This is a genomic window from Allomesorhizobium camelthorni (genome assembly GCF_011045125.1).
Classification (GTDB): domain Bacteria; phylum Pseudomonadota; class Alphaproteobacteria; order Rhizobiales; family Rhizobiaceae; genus Allomesorhizobium; species Allomesorhizobium camelthorni.
Genome location: NZ_JAAKZF010000103.1, coordinates 1 through 15,301, shown reverse-complemented (window position 1 = coordinate 15,301; position 15,301 = coordinate 1). Strand labels below are relative to the sequence as shown.

At 63.6% G+C, this 15,301-nt stretch carries 21 protein-coding genes; 15 read left to right on the top strand and 6 right to left on the bottom strand.

Translation table 11 applies throughout. The annotated features are described in order from the left end of the window. The 4 genes from G6N73_RS31460 to G6N73_RS31445 form a co-directional block, all read left to right on the top strand. On the top strand, window positions 1–948 hold a 948-nt coding region (locus tag G6N73_RS31460), incomplete at its 5' end, for an IS481 family transposase (protein WP_206079199.1). A gap of 41 nt (window positions 949–989) precedes the next feature. Then, window positions 990–1,880, top strand: coding sequence for a hypothetical protein (locus G6N73_RS31455; RefSeq protein ID WP_343044816.1), 891 nt, complete (start codon window positions 990–992; stop codon window positions 1,878–1,880). 41 nt (window positions 1,881–1,921) lie between these two features. Next, window positions 1,922–2,530: a nucleoside triphosphate hydrolase gene (locus tag G6N73_RS31450; protein ID WP_165033854.1), complete on the top strand. Its 609-nt coding sequence runs from the start codon at window positions 1,922–1,924 to the stop codon at window positions 2,528–2,530. Window positions 2,531–2,612: 82 nt separating this feature from the next. After that, window positions 2,613–3,032, top strand: a complete 420-nt coding sequence (locus tag G6N73_RS31445; protein WP_165033853.1) for a hypothetical protein — start codon at window positions 2,613–2,615, stop codon at window positions 3,030–3,032. Window positions 3,033–3,047: 15 nt separating this feature from the next. Here the strand turns inward: G6N73_RS31445 and G6N73_RS31440 are convergent, their stop codons facing one another. From G6N73_RS31440 to G6N73_RS31430, 3 genes are all read right to left on the bottom strand, one after another. Continuing rightward, window positions 3,048–3,752 (bottom strand): glutathione S-transferase N-terminal domain-containing protein, encoded by a 705-nt coding sequence (locus G6N73_RS31440; RefSeq protein WP_165033852.1) that lies wholly within the window; start codon window positions 3,750–3,752, stop codon window positions 3,048–3,050. A gap of 131 nt (window positions 3,753–3,883) precedes the next feature. Beyond that, entirely contained in the window at window positions 3,884–5,095 is a 1,212-nt protein-coding gene (locus G6N73_RS31435; protein WP_165033851.1) for a beta-ketoacyl-[acyl-carrier-protein] synthase family protein, read from the bottom strand. A gap of 1 nt (window position 5,096) precedes the next feature. Then, window positions 5,097–5,351 (bottom strand): acyl carrier protein, encoded by a 255-nt coding sequence (locus G6N73_RS31430; RefSeq protein WP_165033850.1) that lies wholly within the window; start codon window positions 5,349–5,351, stop codon window positions 5,097–5,099. A gap of 199 nt (window positions 5,352–5,550) precedes the next feature. Here G6N73_RS31430 and G6N73_RS31425 point away from each other — a divergent pair, with 199 nt between their 5' ends. The 5 genes from G6N73_RS31425 to G6N73_RS31405 are packed head-to-tail and all read left to right on the top strand — an operon-like array spanning window position 5,551 to window position 7,905. Further along, complete coding sequence (locus G6N73_RS31425) at window positions 5,551–6,399, top strand: urease accessory protein UreD (protein WP_425484181.1); 849 nt, start codon at window positions 5,551–5,553, stop codon at window positions 6,397–6,399. A 14-nt stretch (window positions 6,400–6,413) separates the two neighbouring features. Then, window positions 6,414–6,716: an urease subunit gamma gene (locus G6N73_RS31420; protein WP_008834299.1), complete on the top strand. Its 303-nt coding sequence runs from the start codon at window positions 6,414–6,416 to the stop codon at window positions 6,714–6,716. Window positions 6,717–6,726: 10 nt separating this feature from the next. Further along, window positions 6,727–6,984, top strand: a complete 258-nt coding sequence (locus G6N73_RS31415; protein WP_165033849.1) for a DUF1272 domain-containing protein — start codon at window positions 6,727–6,729, stop codon at window positions 6,982–6,984. A 32-nt stretch (window positions 6,985–7,016) separates the two neighbouring features. Beyond that, on the top strand, window positions 7,017–7,595 hold the full coding sequence (locus G6N73_RS31410) for a HupE/UreJ family protein (RefSeq protein WP_165033857.1): 579 nt from the start codon (window positions 7,017–7,019) through the stop codon (window positions 7,593–7,595). Between the two features lie 4 nt (window positions 7,596–7,599). Continuing rightward, the gene (locus tag G6N73_RS31405) at window positions 7,600–7,905 is read left to right on the top strand and encodes an urease subunit beta (RefSeq protein ID WP_165033848.1); all 306 of its coding nucleotides are present in this window, start codon (window positions 7,600–7,602) and stop codon (window positions 7,903–7,905) included. 48 nt (window positions 7,906–7,953) lie between these two features. Here G6N73_RS31405 and G6N73_RS31400 read toward each other — a convergent pair whose 3' ends face one another. Then, window positions 7,954–8,448 (bottom strand): hypothetical protein, encoded by a 495-nt coding sequence (locus G6N73_RS31400; protein ID WP_165033847.1) that lies wholly within the window; start codon window positions 8,446–8,448, stop codon window positions 7,954–7,956. 183 nt (window positions 8,449–8,631) lie between these two features. After that, window positions 8,632–9,006 (bottom strand): hypothetical protein, encoded by a 375-nt coding sequence (locus tag G6N73_RS31395; RefSeq protein WP_165033846.1) that lies wholly within the window; start codon window positions 9,004–9,006, stop codon window positions 8,632–8,634. Window positions 9,007–9,182: 176 nt separating this feature from the next. On the opposite strand from G6N73_RS31395, the gene ureC reads away from it, so the two are divergent. The 6 genes from ureC to G6N73_RS31365 all read left to right on the top strand — a co-directional run bounded on the left by ureC (window position 9,183) and on the right by G6N73_RS31365 (window position 14,566). Beyond that, a complete protein-coding gene (gene ureC, locus G6N73_RS31390; protein WP_165033856.1) occupies window positions 9,183–10,895 on the top strand; it encodes an urease subunit alpha in 1,713 nt (570 codons plus the stop codon). Window positions 10,896–11,072: 177 nt separating this feature from the next. After that, on the top strand, window positions 11,073–11,663 hold the full coding sequence (locus tag G6N73_RS31385; RefSeq protein WP_165033855.1) for a hypothetical protein: 591 nt from the start codon (window positions 11,073–11,075) through the stop codon (window positions 11,661–11,663). A 167-nt stretch (window positions 11,664–11,830) separates the two neighbouring features. Continuing rightward, window positions 11,831–12,349 carry an urease accessory protein UreE gene (locus G6N73_RS31380; RefSeq protein WP_165033845.1) on the top strand — a complete coding sequence of 173 codons (519 nt, stop codon included), beginning with the start codon at window positions 11,831–11,833 and terminating at the stop codon, window positions 12,347–12,349. After that, the gene (locus G6N73_RS31375) at window positions 12,342–13,013 is read left to right on the top strand and encodes an urease accessory protein UreF (protein ID WP_165033844.1); all 672 of its coding nucleotides are present in this window, start codon (window positions 12,342–12,344) and stop codon (window positions 13,011–13,013) included. The genes G6N73_RS31380 and G6N73_RS31375 overlap by 8 nt, the downstream gene beginning before the upstream one ends. Next, the gene (ureG, locus tag G6N73_RS31370) at window positions 13,010–13,660 is read left to right on the top strand and encodes an urease accessory protein UreG (protein ID WP_165033843.1); all 651 of its coding nucleotides are present in this window, start codon (window positions 13,010–13,012) and stop codon (window positions 13,658–13,660) included. The genes G6N73_RS31375 and ureG overlap by 4 nt, the downstream gene beginning before the upstream one ends. A gap of 141 nt (window positions 13,661–13,801) precedes the next feature. Next, window positions 13,802–14,566 (top strand): class II aldolase and adducin N-terminal domain-containing protein, encoded by a 765-nt coding sequence (locus G6N73_RS31365; protein WP_165033842.1) that lies wholly within the window; start codon window positions 13,802–13,804, stop codon window positions 14,564–14,566. Window positions 14,567–14,591: 25 nt separating this feature from the next. Here G6N73_RS31365 and G6N73_RS31360 read toward each other — a convergent pair whose 3' ends face one another. Next, window positions 14,592–15,227 carry an HAD family hydrolase gene (locus G6N73_RS31360; RefSeq protein WP_165033841.1) on the bottom strand — a complete coding sequence of 212 codons (636 nt, stop codon included), beginning with the start codon at window positions 15,225–15,227 and terminating at the stop codon, window positions 14,592–14,594. Between the last annotated feature and the right edge of the window lie 74 nt (window positions 15,228–15,301).

Sequence of the window (15,301 nt, the reverse complement as noted above, 5' to 3'; positions counted from 1 at the left end):
TTCCACAAGAATGCCCGTCTGACGCCGCTGCGTCGAGAGGAGATGGCGCTGTCGGTCATTGAAGGCCGTCTTTCCAGAGCCCACGCGGCGCGGACCTACGGCGTGTCGGCGAAGATCGTGGCGCGCTGGGTGGAGCGCTTCGAGGCCGAAGGGCGCGCGGGCATGGCCGACCGCTCGTCCCGGCCCAGGGTAATGCCGGGCATGACCGGACAGGCGGTGGCCGACCGGATCGTGGCCTTGCGCCGTCAGCGCTGGACCGGCCGTCACATCGCTGTCGAGGTCGGCGTCTCGCCGGCCACCGTCAGCCGGGTCCTGAAGCGGGCGGGGCTGTGGCGGCTCAAGGACATCGAGCCGGCCGAGCCGGTCAAGCGCTACGAACGGGAGCATCCCGGCGAGATGATCCACATCGACATCAAGAAGCTCGGCCGCTTCGAGCGCATCGGCCACCGCATCACCGGCGATCCGCAACAGGGCAAGTCGCGCGGCGCCGGCTGGGAGTTCGTCCATGTCGCCATCGACGACGCCTCCCGCATCGCCTTTTCGCAGATCCTGCCCGATGAGAGACAGACAAGCGCGGTCGCCTTCCTCAAGGCCGCGATCGCCTACTATGCCAGCCTCGGCGTCACCGTCACCCGCGTCATGACCGACAACGGCTCATGCTACCGGTCGAAGGCCTTCGCCAAGGCCTGTCGCGACCTCGGGCTCAGGCACATCAGGACAAGGCCCTACACGCCCAAAACCAACGGCAAGGCCGAGCGCTTCATCCAGACGGCGCTGCGCGAATGGGCATACGCCGTGGCCTATCCGAACTCCGACCATCGCGCCGCCGAGTTGCCCGTCTGGCTGCACCGGTACAATTGGCATCGTCCCCACGGCAGCCTAAAGTCCAAACCGCCAATCAGCCGCCTCGGCCTGGCCGAGGACAACCTGTTGAGGCTCCACAGCTAGGCGACAAGAACAAGACGCTGGCGCTCAACCTGGTCCACGCGATGCAGTTCGAGGACGCGCAGCGCGTCGAGCGGCTGAACGCCTTCGTCGCCGCCAATCCGGATTACCCGCCGGCCTATTTCGCTCTGTCGGAAGAATTCTCCGAGGACCGGCTCGGCGTGCAGACGCTGGCCGATAAACGCAGCGAGGCGACCGCGCTGGCCAAGTTCGCGGCCTATGAAAAGGACGGCGGCCTGCTTTCCCATTTCATCGACCACACGCTTCTGGCCGACTGGCTGGAGCGCTCGCGCAGCCGGCTCGCCGCGCTCGGCGATGTTCTCGATCCCGCGCGCTTCATGCCCAGGCTCACCCCGATGCGGTCCAACCAGGAATGGATGATGACGGTTTCGCTGCCGGAACCGGCCACGGCGATCTCCTGGCGGCTGGGCGGCGAGGGCGCATTCACCGAAACCGGATTTCTGGCGCTGAACGATCAGGTCACGGGAAAGCCCATGCCCAATCCAAGCTTTGTCGTGCCGGACCGGACATCCGCCGACGTGATCGCGATAAAGTATCTCGACCTGCGGGGCCGCGAGACCGGGCCGTTCGAGATCCGCTTCGATCCGCAAACGGCGCTGTCGGAAGGCAATAAGCAGATCCTGGACCAGTTCTGGACTTCATGGATCGCCTTCGACTCCGGCAGCAATACGGGCTACGTCTATTTCACCCACATGCTCTCCTACCGCTGCGCCATCAAGGAAGTCCGCTACAGCTTCAACGGCGCGGCGCTCGACAAGATCATCGATATGCCGCCTTGCGACGAAAAGGACCCATATGCGATCCCGTACGAGTACCGGCCTTATTTCGAAATCGGCAAGGATATAACTTCGATGTCGGTCCAGGTGACCTATTCGGACGGAACACAGTCGCCGGTGCGGGAGTTCCAGCGCTGAGCGCCGGCAGCGCCGCCGAACCGGCGCGGCAGGAAGATTTTATGTCGGAAATCGCCCACATCGCCGCCACCATCTTCAAGCGCGCCGGCGGACAGCGCCGCTTCATCGTCGCCATTGCCGGGCCGCCCGGCGCGGGCAAATCGACGCTCTCGGCGCAACTGCACGATCTGCTGCCGGAAGGCTCGGCCGCCGTGGTTCCGATGGACGGTTTTCATTTCGACGATGCGGTGCTGGAAAAGCGCGGCCTGCGCGGGCGCAAGGGAGCGCCGGAGACATTCGACTATTCCGGCTTCGAAGCTTTGCTGAAGCGCATCCGCGCGGTGGAGCCGGACATCGCAATACCGGTATTCGATCGCACGATGGAGCTGTCGCGCGCCGCGGCGGCAATCGTCCCTGCGGAGGTGAAGTTCATTCTCGTTGAAGGCAATTACCTGACGCTCGACGAAACGCCGTGGTCGGGTCTGGCGCCGCTTTTCGATTTCAGCCTGTTCGTGGACGTGCCGCGCTCGGAACTCGAACGCCGCCTGATGCAACGCTGGCACGAGCACGGCAAATCGGAAGACGAGGCTCGCGCCTGGATAGCCTCGAACGACATGCCGAACATCGACAGGGTCCTGGCCCGGCGAAGGCAGGCCGATTTGGTGATTTGAGGGCTCAGGGCCGCGGCGGAACCGAATGCATAGCCATACATTGTTGCCATGCGGCAGTTGCGCCACATGGAGGAGCACGACGATGGCAGCAAAGAAGGCATCCTCGAAATCGGACACAACGAAGAAGCCGGCGGCAAAACCGGGCAAAGCGCTGGAATCGAAGACCGGCGCCGCGGAACGCTCGAAGGACACAAAGAAGGCCAAGCCCGCCAGCAAGGCGTCTTCGGCCGCATCCGCCGCGAAGAAATCATCTACGCCGGCCAAGGCGCCGAGCGTCAGTTCACGCTCCGCCGGCAAGTCATCCAAGACCGCCGGAGCAAAGAGCAAAGCCGCTACGGGCGGCGGCGCCAAGGCCTCGAAATCCGCAAAGACTTCGAGCGGCGAAACTTCGATCGCAAAAAAGGTCGTCCGCAGGGTGAAGTCCACCGCGGAGGGGGCAGTGGCGCTTGCAGCGTCGGTGCTCGGCAAGGACGACAAGAAGGCCAAGACGAAGCGCGGTTGAGTTCGCCTCCGGCCGCTAATCCCGGGGCGGGATATTGAGCCCCTTCTGCGTCGCCGGCCGCGCCAGGCCGCGCTCCAGCCAAGCCAGCACATTCGGGAAGTCCTTGATGCCGACAAGCTCGCCGGCGTCGTAAAACCCGATCAGATTGCGAACCCAGCCGAGATGGGCAATGTCGGCGATGGTGTAATCCTCGCCCATCAGCCATTCCCTCCCGGTCAGCCGCGTCTCCAACACCTCAAGCAACCGCTTCGATTCGTCGACATAGCGGTTGAGCGGCCGCTTGTCGGCGATCTCTTTGCCAGCGAATTTGTAGAAAAACCCGACCTGGCCGAACATCGGGCCGATCGCCGCCATCTGGAAGAACACCCACTGGATGGCTTCGTATCTCAGGATCGGATCGGAAGGCAGCAGCTTGCCGGTTTTGTCCGCGAGGTAGAGCAGGATGGCGCCGGACTCGAACAATGCCAGCGGCATCCCGCCGGGGCCGTTCGGGTCGAGAATGGCCGGGATCTTGCCGTTCGGATTGAGCGACAGGAATTCCGGCGTCCAGCTCTCGTTCTTCGATATGTTGACGGCGTGGGGCTCGTAGGGAAGGCCCAGCTCCTCCAGCGCGATCGAAATCTTCACGCCGTTGGGCGTCGGAAAAGAATAAAGCTGCAGCCTGTCGGGGTGCTTCGCAGGCCAGCGGGCAGCAATCGGAAACGCGGAAAGATCGGTCATTGCGGGATCCTTGGGCAGGTTTTTGGCTTGGGACGATCACGGGAGGGTCTGCTGCAATTAGGCACGCGGAGCACTCCCGGCAAGAGCAGGAAAGCGCTCTCGCACAGCAAATGGCTTGCCAGAGAAGTTCGTTACACCGCCCTGAACGCCACCACAGCATTGGTGCCGCCGAATGCGAAACCGTTGCTGATTGCCGCGCGCACCGGCCGCACCTTGGCGACGTTCGGCGTTACGTCGAGATCGCAATCGGCGTCGCGCTCGCGGTAATTGGCGGTGGGCGGAACGACGCCGTCGCGGATCGCCATCACGCAGGCGATCATCTCCAGAGCGCCGGACGCGCCCATGCAATGGGCGTGCATCGACTTTGTCGACGAAACCGAGAGCCGGTCGGCATGGGAGCCGAAAACCCGCCGTATGGCCGCCGTTTCGATCTGGTCGTTGGCCTTGGTGCCGGTTCCGTGGGCATTGATGTAGTCGATCTCTTCCGGGGCCAAACCTGCATCGGCAAGGCAGGCGCGCATTGCAAAGACGGGCCCTTCCACGGTCGGCGCGACAATGTCGGTGGCGTCTCCCGACATGCCGACGCCCGAAAGCTCGGCCAGGATGGGCGCGCCGCGCGCCATGGCGTGATCCCATGTTTCGAGGATCGCCATGCCGGCGCCCTCGCCGATCACCAGCCCGTCGCGGTCGGCCGAAAACGGACGGCAAGTCTCGCGCGCCAGCGCCCGCAGCGCTTCCCAGCCCTTCAGCACGCCGTAGACCAGCGGCGCATCGGTGCCGCCGGCGATCATCACATCGGCGCGGCCGAGGCGAAGCTGGTCGACCGCGGACGCGAATGCGTGATTGGAGGAAGCGCAGGCCGACGTGACGCCGAAAACCGGACCGCGCAGCCCGTACACCATGCTGACCTGTCCAGCCGGCGCTCCAGGCATGATTTTGGGCACGGTGAAGATCTCCGCCCGCGACCTGCCCTCAAGCAGCACGGCGCGGTAGTTCACCTCGGCCGTATCGGCTCCGTATATGCCGGTGCCGACGACAGCGCCGATGCGCGAACCGTCGGCTTCGGCGACATCGAGCCGCGCATTCCGGATCGCCTCGCCTGCCGCCAGCGCCGCAAGCAGGCTGAACCGGTCCATCGTGACAGTCCGTTTTCGGTCGAGCACGTTTTCGGGAAGGCTCTTGATCTCAGCGCCGATGCGCACTTTCAGCTCGTAGAGCGGAGCGTTGGTGATCTCGCCTATGCCCGATCGCCCGGCCCGCATCGAGGCCCATATCTCCGGCGCGCTGACGCCGAGCGAGCACAGCCCGCCAATGCCGGTGATGACAATGCGCTTTCGCGTCATGTCAGGCTTGTTTTGCGATCAGGCCGCGCACGGCCTCGACCATGTCGCCGACATTCTTCAGCGTGCTCCATGCCTCGACGGTGTTCATCTCGATTTCGATCCCATAGGCTTCCTCGAGATCGAAGATGATCTCGGTCAGTTCGAGCGAGTGGATGCCGAGTTCGGTCAACTCGGTCTTGAGCGTGATTTCTCCGCCCTCCGGCTCGGCGTGAGCCTTGATCTTGTCGATTATGTCCTGAGCGAGCTGGTCAGCCATTGCGCCTTTCCAAGATTTCTGCGTTTCCCCTTATCGGCGCCGGATCGTTCTTTTGTCCTAGCAGTCCGGCTTCCGGCATTTTGACGCTGCTGCGGCAAAAAGATGGCAAGTAATCAGCTACCTATAGAAACCGAATGCCAGCGAAGCAACAAGCGATATCTCGACAATGCCGCGCGGCAGTACCAAGCTGCGATCCATGATGTTGACCATCCCCACCGAAACCGCTCGCCAGAGCGATATTTCTCCCCAGCGGGTGGCCGCGAAGGGCCGGCTTTCCGTGAGCCGGCTTAACGGCAAAACCCGACTGTCGCGGCTCTACCAGGAGGGCGCCGCCAAGGTCCGCATGCCGTTCACGCAGGGCGATCATCTGGAGGCAATCCTCATCAATACCGCCGGCGGATTGACCGGCGGCGACCGCATCGCCTGGGAGGTGGATGTCGGCGCGGATGCGTCGTGCGTGGTCGCTACTCAGGCGTCCGAAAAGGTCTACCGAGCCCTTACGGGCAAGGCCGAGCTTTCGGCGAAGATTGCCGTCGCCGCCGGCGGGCGCATCGCATGGCTGCCGCAGGAAACGATCCTGTTCGACCGTTCCGCCTTCTCGCGCCGGCTCGATATCGATCTGGCGGAAGGTGCAGAAGCGCTCGTCGTAGAGGCGACGGTTTTCGGCCGGCTCGCAATGGGCGAACGCGTCATGCAGGGTGAATTCCGCGACCGCTGGCGCATTGTCTGCGAGGGCAGTCTGGTCCATGCCGAGGATTTCGCGATCGGCCCGCAAGTCGAGGCGACTTTGCAGCGAGGGGCGGCCGGCAATGGCGCGGCAGCCTTCGCGACCGTGCTCCTCGTATCGCCCGGCGCAGCGAACAAACTCGAAGCGGTGCGCGGCCTGGTTGGCGAGAAGGGAGGCGCCAGCGCCTGGACGGTCGGAAAATCTGGCAAGCTTCTTGCGAGGCTTTACGATCAGGACAGTTATTTGCTTCGCAAGCGGCTGATGCCGCTTGTGGAACTGCTCAACGGGCGGGCAGGATTGCCCAAAACTTGGTCACTTTAGGATTTCGTCGACGCATGAACCTGACGCCTCGGGAAAAGGACAAGCTGCTCGTCGCCATGGCTGCAATCGTCGCGCGCAAGCGGCTGGAACGCGGCGTCAAGCTCAACCATCCGGAAGCGATCGCGCTGATAACCGATTTCGTGGTCGAGGGCGCGCGCGACGGGCGCAGCGTGGCTGAACTCATGGAAGCCGGCGCGCATGTCGTTACCAGGGCGGATGTCATGGAAGGCATCGCCGAGATGATCCACGACGTGCAGGTCGAGGCGACGTTCCCGGACGGCACCAAGCTGGTCACCGTGCACGAACCGATCAGATGAGAGACTGAAAATGCTCGAACTTCGCCCGAACTGCGAATGCTGCGACAAAGATCTCGCGCCCGACGCGCCGGACGCGATGATCTGCACCTTCGAATGCACCTTCTGCGCCGGCTGCGCGGAAAGCGTGCTTGGCGGCGTCTGCCCCAATTGCGGCGGCGACTTTTCACGCCGGCCGGTGCGTCCGGCAGCGATGTTGAAAAAGTATCCGGCCTCGACCAGGCGCGTGCTGAAGGCCGAAGGCTGCGGCCCAGCCCGCAAGGTGGCGTGAGCCTCGATCAATACAGGGAGACAGTGGATATGATGATGAAACGGATTGCGATCGTGCCGGCGGCGCTAGGGGCTAGTGTCGCCCCTGCCTTCGCCCATCTCGATCCGACCGAGCACGGCTCCCTGATGGCCGGCCTGTCGCATCCGCTGTTCGGCTCCGACCATGTGCTTGCAATGGTCGCCGTCGGCTTATGGGCGGCGCTGCTTGGCGGCCGGGCGCTATGGCTCGCGCCGTTGGCCTTTGTCGGAGCGATGTCCACCGGCTTCGCTGCAGCGCTTATGGGTGCACCGCTTCCGTTCGTGGAGCCGGTCATCCTCGCATCGATAGTGGTCATCGGCCTGCTCGCCGCAACGGCGCTGCACGTGCCGGCGGCAATCGCAGCGGCGATGGTCGGCTTCTTCGCCTTCTTCCACGGCCACGCACACGGAGGCGAATTAGGCTCGGCCGGCGCAATTGCCTTTGGCGTCGGCTTTGCGCTGTCGACGGTGCTGCTGCACATGACGGGCATCGGCCTTGCGCACCTGTTCGGTGGCGGCGCCGGGCGACTGGCCGCACGCGTCGCAGCCGGCGCGGCCGCCCTCGGCGGTCTGTGGCTCGTCATGGCAGGCTGAACGCATGATCCCGGGCGAAATCATCACCGGCGAAGGCATGGTCGAACTCAACAGCGGCCTGCCGGCGGTCACGCTGAAGGTTGCCAATACGGGCGACCGCCCGATCCAGGTCGGCAGCCACTACCACTTCTTCGAGACCAACGAGGCGCTCAGCTTCGACCGGGAGCAGGCGCGCGGCATGCGGCTCGACATAGCCGCCGGAACCGCGGTTCGCTTCGAGCCGGGCCAGGAACGCGACGTGACGCTGGTGCCGCTGGGCGGCAAGCGCGAGGTCTACGGTTTCCAGCAGAAGATCATGGGAAAGTTGTAAGTGGCCGCGCTCGCCTGCCATTACGGAGCGAGCCGGCAAACGCGGCGCTTACCCTGCCGGCTTGGCGGCGGCGTAGATGACGACGCCGTTCTTGTCGTCGAATTCGACGGCAAGCACGTCGCGCAGCAGGATCTGACGCGAATCGATGGCGTGATAGAGCATGGCGTTGCCTTCGAGCTCCTTGCGGAGTTCGGTTATCTCTTCCTCGTGCTCCTTGATCTTGGCTTCGATCTCCGGCGGCGGACCGCCCTCGGTCGCCGCGGCATCGGAAAGGAACACGATATCGACCTTATCGAGCTTGGAAGTCTTACGGACGGTGGCGATACTCTCGCCGGTCTTCTCTATCGCGGCGATGACCTTGTCGGAATCGGCGGTCGCCTGCGATTCCTCCTCCTGAACCTCCGTGCCGATGATCGTCTCGATCGCTTCGGGGCTTTCCAATCCTTGCGCCATCAGAGCCGTCTGCGGCAAGGACGCGGCCAGAAAGGCTGCCGCCGCGAAAGCATGCAGCCATTTGCTGTCGGGCATCGAGATCGTCGTCATTATCTGTTCCATGCGGCCGGTGTAACGCCTGCTTGCCGGCAGGTCAAAGGGACACAACGGTGCTCGCTTGACCGAAGTTCCAGTGACGCGGCTGTTTATCAAATACATCCTGCCGACGCCAAGCCCTCGTTCGGGGCCGCCGCCGGCAAGATGATCCACAAATTCACCCGCTGTCGGATGTCGTCAGCCGGCCTTCTTGGTGACCAGCGTGAGCGCGCCTTCGGGCCCCATGCTGGCTGCGATGACGTTTGCAGATGTGAGGCCTTTTGCCTCCAACGCCGACTTGATATCCGGATTGGCGTCGATCGTCGTGCGCAGTTGCTGAAGGCTTGCTTCACCGCCCTGTGCGACCACTTCGTTGACCTGCGCTTGCGTGGCCTCGGGCAGTTCGGTCATGTCGACGATGTTGACGCTGCGGATCTGCGTCTGGGCGGCGCCAGGAGCTTCGGGCGCGGTCGCCGGAGCCTCGGCCGGAGGTTGCGCGGACTGAGCTTGCGCGTTGGCCGCCACGGCGAAGGCGAGCGTGACGCCCGTTGCCAGAATCGTAATTATGCGCATGGATTTTCCCTTCCATCGGTTGGCAAACGACTATTTGGGGGCATCGTCCCTACCCCACACGCCGAATGGGGTCAGAAGCTGCCGCTCATTGGGTTGTTCCGTGGTCATACCGTGTCGGAAATGTGGAGCCCGGTTGAGCCTTGGGCGATCCGGCGGCCACTTTTAGAGAGGAATTTCTGATGGCCCAGATCTCCCGCGCCGCCTATGCGCGCATGTTCGGTCCGACGACCGGAGACAAGGTTCGGCTCGCCGATACCGAACTCTTCATCGAAGTCGAGCGCGACTTCACCGTCTATGGCGAGGAAGTGAAGTTCGGCGGCGGCAAGGTCATCCGCGACGGCATGGGCCAGAGCCAGGTTTCCCGGGCGCAAGGGGCCGTGGATACGGTCATCACCAACGCTCTCGTGGTGGATGCCGGCGGCATCTACAAGGCGGATATCGGCCTCAAGGACGGGCGCATCGCGGCTATCGGCAAGGCCGGCAATCCGGATACCCAGTCCGGCGTGACCATCATCATCGGGCCGGGTACCGAAATCATCGGCGGCGAGGGTCGCATCCTGACTGCAGGCGGCTTCGACGCGCATATCCATTTCATCTGCCCGCAGCAGATCGAGGAAGCGCTGATGTCAGGCATCACGACAATGCTCGGCGGCGGCACCGGGCCGGCGCATGGCACGCTCGCCACCACCTGTACGCCCGGCCCCTGGCACATCGCCCGGATGATCCTGTCTTTCGATGCCTTCCCGATGAATATCGGCCTGTCGGGCAAGGGCAACGCGTCTCTGCCGGCTGCTCTTGAGGAGATGGTGCTCGGCGGCGCCTGCTCGCTCAAGCTTCACGAGGACTGGGGCACGACGCCGGCCGCGATCGACTGCTGCCTTTCCGTCGCCGATGCTTACGACGTGCAGGTGATGATCCACACCGACACGCTGAACGAGTCGGGCTTCGTCGAAAACACCGTCGCCGCCCTTAAGGGCCGCACCATCCACGCCTTCCACACGGAGGGCGCCGGCGGCGGCCATGCGCCCGACATCATCAAGGTCTGCGGCTTGCCGAACGTCATTCCGTCGTCCACGAACCCGACGCGGCCCTATACCCAAAACACCATCGCCGAACATCTCGACATGCTGATGGTCTGTCATCATCTGTCGCCGTCCATCCCCGAGGACATCGCCTTTGCGGAGAGCCGCATCCGCAAGGAGACGATCGCGGCGGAAGATATCCTGCACGACATCGGCGCGTTCTCGATCATCTCGTCGGACAGCCAGGCCATGGGCCGTGTCGGCGAGGTGGCTATCCGCACCTGGCAGACGGCGGACAAGATGAAGCGGCAACGCGGGCCCCTGCCGGAGGAGACTGGCGACAACGACAATTTCCGCGTCCGCCGCTACATAGCCAAATACACGATCAATCCCGCCATCGCGCATGGCCTGTCGAAAGAGATCGGCTCGGTGGAGGTCGGCAAACGCGCCGATCTCGTGCTGTGGAACCCGGCCTTCTTCGGCGTAAAACCGGATATGGTTATCATCGGCGGCATGATCGCGGCTGCTCCGATGGGCGACCCCAACGCCTCGATACCGACGCCGCAGCCGGTGCACTACCGGCCGATGTTCGGCGGCTACGGCAAGGCGGTGACCAACTCCTCGGTCACCTTCGTGTCGAAGGCGGCGCTGGATGCGGGCCTGCGCGGCAGGCTCGGTGTCGACAAACAGATGGTGGCGGTCGAAAACACCCGCGGCGGCATCGGCAAGCGCTCCATGGTTCTGAACGACGCGACGCCTCACATCGAGGTCGATCCGGAAACGTACGAGGTCCGCGCCGACGGCGAGCTTCTCACCTGCCCGCCGGCAACCGTGCTGCCGATGGCGCAGCGGTATTTTCTGTTTTGAAGGTGCCTAGCCTTCGCTTGCACAATGCGTGGTTTGCAAAGCGCGAGGCAAGTTGTTCCTTTCGGCAGGTTGCAGCGCGCCATGGCAGCCGGGTAAGCTTGTTGGCGAACAGACTATTGTTCGGTCATGCCTCCGTTGCATGGACCTCCCACCGAATGGGAAGGCCCGTTGAAGCCTATGGAACCACTCCCCGCAGCCCACGAAATCTTCCCGCATATCCGCCTCGTCATGGGCATGGTGATCGGTCTCGGCGTCACGCGGCTCCTCTCCGGCGTGGCGCGCATCGTGCAGCACCCGGGCGGCTACAAACTCTATCCGGTGCATCTGGCCTGGGTGGCCTCCCTGCTGCTTACGCTGGTGCACTTCTGGTGGTGGGAGTTCGGGCTGTTCCAGATCGGACACTGGACCTTCGAGATTTACTTCTTCATCATCGGCTACGCGATCGTACTCTTCCTGCTCTGTGCTCTCCTCTTTCCCGATTCGATGCAGGATTATTCAGGCTACGAGGAATTCTTTTTCGCGCGCCGCGGCTGGTTCTTCGGCCTGCTGGCGGCGACCTATATCCTCGACATCATCGACACGCTGATCAAGGGAAGGGCGCATTTCGCCGATTTCGGGGTCGAATACCTGATCCGCACACCGCTCTTCGTCGCCCTGTGCATAGCGGCGATCTGGACGTCCAACCGCCGCTTCCATATGGCGTTCGTTGCCTTCACGCTCGTCTACCAGATAGTCTGGATTCTCAGGCTGTTCGACACGCTCGGTTGATGGCTGGCCTAAACCCCGCAGGAGGAAGAACTGAAAAGCATGTACCAGGCCGTCGGCTCCCGCGGTTCACGCGTTCTCTGGATGCTGGAGGAACTCGACGCCTATCTCGACTGCGTCCTCTCACGTCCGGCCCGCGCCAGATCGCAAGCCAATGGAGGCTCATTCTGATGCTGCGCGCCGCTTCATTCATCCGCGCGGCCGGCGTTCTCGGCGACCCGAACCGACCGCTGCCGTTCGATCTCGCAGTGCTGACCAGCGAGGAACGCCATTTGCGGCGCAAGACCATCGAACTCGTCCATGGCGAAAGGCTGCTGGTCGATTTACCCGAGCCGGTGGTTCTCGATCATCAGGACGTGCTGGTCCTCGACGATGGCCGCCATGCCGAGATCATCGCCGCCGAGGAAGAGCTGTACGAAGTCCGCGCCGCCGGACCGGTGCAACTCACCGAACTTGCCTGGCACATGGGCAACCGCCACCTTGCGGCGCAGATCGAGGAACACCGTATCCTCATTTTGCCGGACCCGGTCGTCAAGGCCATGCTCGAAGGGCTCGGTGCGTCGGTTGCTGAAACGGTCGAGTTTTTCAGCCCGGTTCGCGGCGCATATTCGGGCCACGGCCACGGCCACAGCCATGCCCATGCTCACGCGCATGCCGGGCGCTCGACCCACGCGCATTCGCATGACTGAACATCCGGGCAATCTTGCGCTTCTGCGCCTGATGACCTGGCTCTCGCCGGCCTTTCCGGTCGGCGGCTTCGCCTACAGCCATGGCTTGGAGCGCGCGGCGCATGACGGACTGGTTTCCGACCGTGCGGAACTGGCGGCCTGGCTGGCCGCACTCCTCGAAATCGGCTCGGCCTGGAACGACGCCATCCTGTTCGCCGAGGCCTGGCGGCGCGTACGGTTCGGCCGCGACCTTGCGGATCTGGCGCAACTCGCCGAAGCGCTGGCGGGTTCGGCCGAGCGCCATACGGAGACGATGCTGCAGGGCGCGGCGTTTCTCGCCGCTGCCGCGGGCTGGCCCACGCCCACTGCACAGCGCCTGCCGGAAAACTGCCCCTACTGCGTAGCGGTGGGCGCGGTCGCCGGCGGCCATGATATCCCGCTCCAAGATGCCTTGGCGGCCTGGCTGCAGGCGTTCTCCTCAAATCTCGTCCAGGCGGCGATCCGGCTTGGCGTCACCGGCCAGGGTGGCGCCATGCAGACCGTGGCGGCGCTCGAGCCGCTGGTTATAGTGACCGCGAACCGTGCCGCCCGCTCGACGCCCGAGGATATCGGCTCGGCGACATTCGTCTCCGATGTCATGGCGATGAAACACGAAAAGCAATATTCGAGGTTGTTCCGGTCATGAGCAAAAATGGACCCCTTCGCGTCGGCATTGGCGGGCCGGTCGGCTCGGGCAAGACGACGCTCACCGAAAAGCTCTGCAAGGCGATGCGCGACGAATTCTCGATCGCCGTCGTCACCAACGACATCTACACCCGCGAAGACGCGATGATGCTGGCCAGGCTTCAGGCTCTGCCGGAAGAACGCATCGTAGGCGTCGAGACGGGCGGATGCCCGCATACGGCAATCCGCGAGGACGCTTCGATCAATCTAGCGGCAATCGCCGAACTGAACCGGGAATTCCCCGATCTCGATGTGATCTTCATCGAATCCGGCGGCGACAATCTCGCTGCTACGTTTTCGCCCGATCTCGCCGACCTGACGCTGTACGTGATCTCGGTCTGCCAGGGCGGCGACATCCCGCGCAAGGGCGGCCCCGCCATCACGCGCTCCGACTTTCTCGTCATCAACAAGAGCGATCTCGCGCCCTATGTGAATGTCGACCTGGAGGCGATGGAAGAGGATGCGCGCCGCATGCGCGGCAGACGGCCGTTCGGCTTTACCGACCTCTCGCGCGGCAAGGGGCTGCAGGCGGTGATCGATTTCATCGTGGAGAATGGCGGACTGCGCCTGAAGCGCCATCCCGAGATGGCGCCCCAGATTGTCGATTAGCCGCATGATCTTTTCCGAAAAGTCTGCAACTTTTCGGGATCATGCTCTGGGCCACGAGCGAAAGCCGCCTGACCTCACGGCGAATGCGATTGCCGCTGGCGCCTCTGGGCGGCATCATTTGCGGGAATGAGGATAAAGCCCATGAGCATCGCCCATTTGCACGAGCCGCGCACAAACATGCCCTTCTACGAAGAGCGCATCGACCTCGCCTGCGCCTTCCGCTGGACCGCGAGGCTGAATATGCACGAGGCTGTGGCCAATCATTTCTCGCTGGCCGTCAATGATGACGGCTCGCAGTTCCTGATGAACTCGAACCAGGTGCACTTCTCGCGCATCAAGGCAAGCGACCTGCTCCTGATCGACGCCAACGATCCCGAGACGATGAGTGGACCGAATGCGCCAGACCCTACCGCCTGGGGCCTGCACGGCGCGGTCCACCGCAATTGCCGCCATGCGCGCTGCGTCATGCATGTGCATTCCATCCACGCGACGGTGCTGGCCTCGCTCGCCGATTCGTGCCTCCCGCCGGTCGACCAGAATTCGGCGATGTTCTTCAATCGCCATGTCGTCGACGGCCATTATGGCGGGCTCGCCTTCGAGGAAGAGGGCGAGCGCTGCTCGAAGCTCCTGGCTGACCCGAAGATCAAGGTGATGGTCATGGGAAATCACGGCGTGATGGTCATCGGCAAAAACGTCGCCGACGCTTTCAACCAGCTCTATTATTTCGAGCGCGCCTGCGAGACCTACATCAAGGCGCTGTGGACCGGTCGCCCGCTGCGCGTGCTTTCCGACGAGACCGCCGAAAAGGCGGCGAGCGAGATGGACGACTATCCCGGCCAGGCCGAGCGGCATTTGTCGGAGCTGAAGGCGATCCTGGACGAACAGGAACCCGCCTACCGCAATTGATCGGTCCCGAACCGGGCGGAATCCGTCAGTCGAGTTCCAGATAGGCCCGCAGGGTTTCGAGGCTCTTCATATGAACCGCGCCCGCCGGCGCTGCCATCGGCTGCTGCGGCCAAAAGAGGGTCCGCATGCCGGCAGCCACGCCTGCCGTGGCGCCGGTCTGGCTGTCTTCGATGACGCAGCTTTCCGCCGGATCTATTTCGGTCAGATAGGCGGCGCGAAGGAACGGCTCGGGATCGGGCTTTCCGGCGCGGACGTCGTTGCGGGTCACCGTCTTGATGCCCGGCGCGTCGATGCCGATCATGCGCAGATTGGTCTCGACGATCAACCGGTCGGAATTGGACACCACCGCCTGCGCGACGCCCAGCGCCTTCAGGTCGCGAAAGACCTCCACGGCGCCCGGGCGCGGCTTCAGCTTTGCGGCGTGCTCCATGTAGTAAACGTATTTGCGCAGGATCCAGTCGTCGAATGGCAGGGCGAGCCCGAATTCCTCGCGCAGCATGTCATAGACGGGTCTCGCCGCGATCCCGATCACGCGATCGTGCAGATCGGCTGGCGGCGTTATGCCGAGGCTCGTCAGCACCGCGATCAGCGCCTGCTCGTGCAGTGGCTCGCTGTCGATCAGCGTGCCGTCCATGTCCCAGTAGACCGCCCTCGGCTTCATGCATTTCGTCCTTTTCGGCGATCTTTTAGAAGGTTTGGCGAGGTAGATAAACCGGGAATGACCGAAGCAGCCTA

Coding starts and splice junctions, on each gene's coding strand:
- G6N73_RS31455 (WP_343044816.1), top strand. CDS start 990: ATGCAGTTCGAGGACGCGCAGCGCGTCGAGCGGCTGAACGCCTTCGTC.
- G6N73_RS31450 (WP_165033854.1), top strand. CDS start 1,922: ATGTCGGAAATCGCCCACATCGCCGCCACCATCTTCAAGCGCGCCGGC.
- G6N73_RS31445 (WP_165033853.1), top strand. CDS start 2,613: ATGGCAGCAAAGAAGGCATCCTCGAAATCGGACACAACGAAGAAGCCG.
- G6N73_RS31440 (WP_165033852.1), bottom strand. CDS start 3,752: ATGACCGATCTTTCCGCGTTTCCGATTGCTGCCCGCTGGCCTGCGAAG.
- G6N73_RS31435 (WP_165033851.1), bottom strand. CDS start 5,095: ATGACGCGAAAGCGCATTGTCATCACCGGCATTGGCGGGCTGTGCTCG.
- G6N73_RS31430 (WP_165033850.1), bottom strand. CDS start 5,351: ATGGCTGACCAGCTCGCTCAGGACATAATCGACAAGATCAAGGCTCAC.
- G6N73_RS31425 (WP_425484181.1), top strand. CDS start 5,551: ATGTTGACCATCCCCACCGAAACCGCTCGCCAGAGCGATATTTCTCCC.
- G6N73_RS31420 (WP_008834299.1), top strand. CDS start 6,414: ATGAACCTGACGCCTCGGGAAAAGGACAAGCTGCTCGTCGCCATGGCT.
- G6N73_RS31415 (WP_165033849.1), top strand. CDS start 6,727: ATGCTCGAACTTCGCCCGAACTGCGAATGCTGCGACAAAGATCTCGCG.
- G6N73_RS31410 (WP_165033857.1), top strand. CDS start 7,017: ATGATGAAACGGATTGCGATCGTGCCGGCGGCGCTAGGGGCTAGTGTC.
- G6N73_RS31405 (WP_165033848.1), top strand. CDS start 7,600: ATGATCCCGGGCGAAATCATCACCGGCGAAGGCATGGTCGAACTCAAC.
- G6N73_RS31400 (WP_165033847.1), bottom strand. CDS start 8,448: ATGACGACGATCTCGATGCCCGACAGCAAATGGCTGCATGCTTTCGCG.
- G6N73_RS31395 (WP_165033846.1), bottom strand. CDS start 9,006: ATGCGCATAATTACGATTCTGGCAACGGGCGTCACGCTCGCCTTCGCC.
- G6N73_RS31385 (WP_165033855.1), top strand. CDS start 11,073: ATGGAACCACTCCCCGCAGCCCACGAAATCTTCCCGCATATCCGCCTC.
- G6N73_RS31380 (WP_165033845.1), top strand. CDS start 11,831: ATGCTGCGCGCCGCTTCATTCATCCGCGCGGCCGGCGTTCTCGGCGAC.
- G6N73_RS31375 (WP_165033844.1), top strand. CDS start 12,342: ATGACTGAACATCCGGGCAATCTTGCGCTTCTGCGCCTGATGACCTGG.
- ureG (WP_165033843.1), top strand. CDS start 13,010: ATGAGCAAAAATGGACCCCTTCGCGTCGGCATTGGCGGGCCGGTCGGC.
- G6N73_RS31365 (WP_165033842.1), top strand. CDS start 13,802: ATGAGCATCGCCCATTTGCACGAGCCGCGCACAAACATGCCCTTCTAC.
- G6N73_RS31360 (WP_165033841.1), bottom strand. CDS start 15,227: ATGAAGCCGAGGGCGGTCTACTGGGACATGGACGGCACGCTGATCGAC.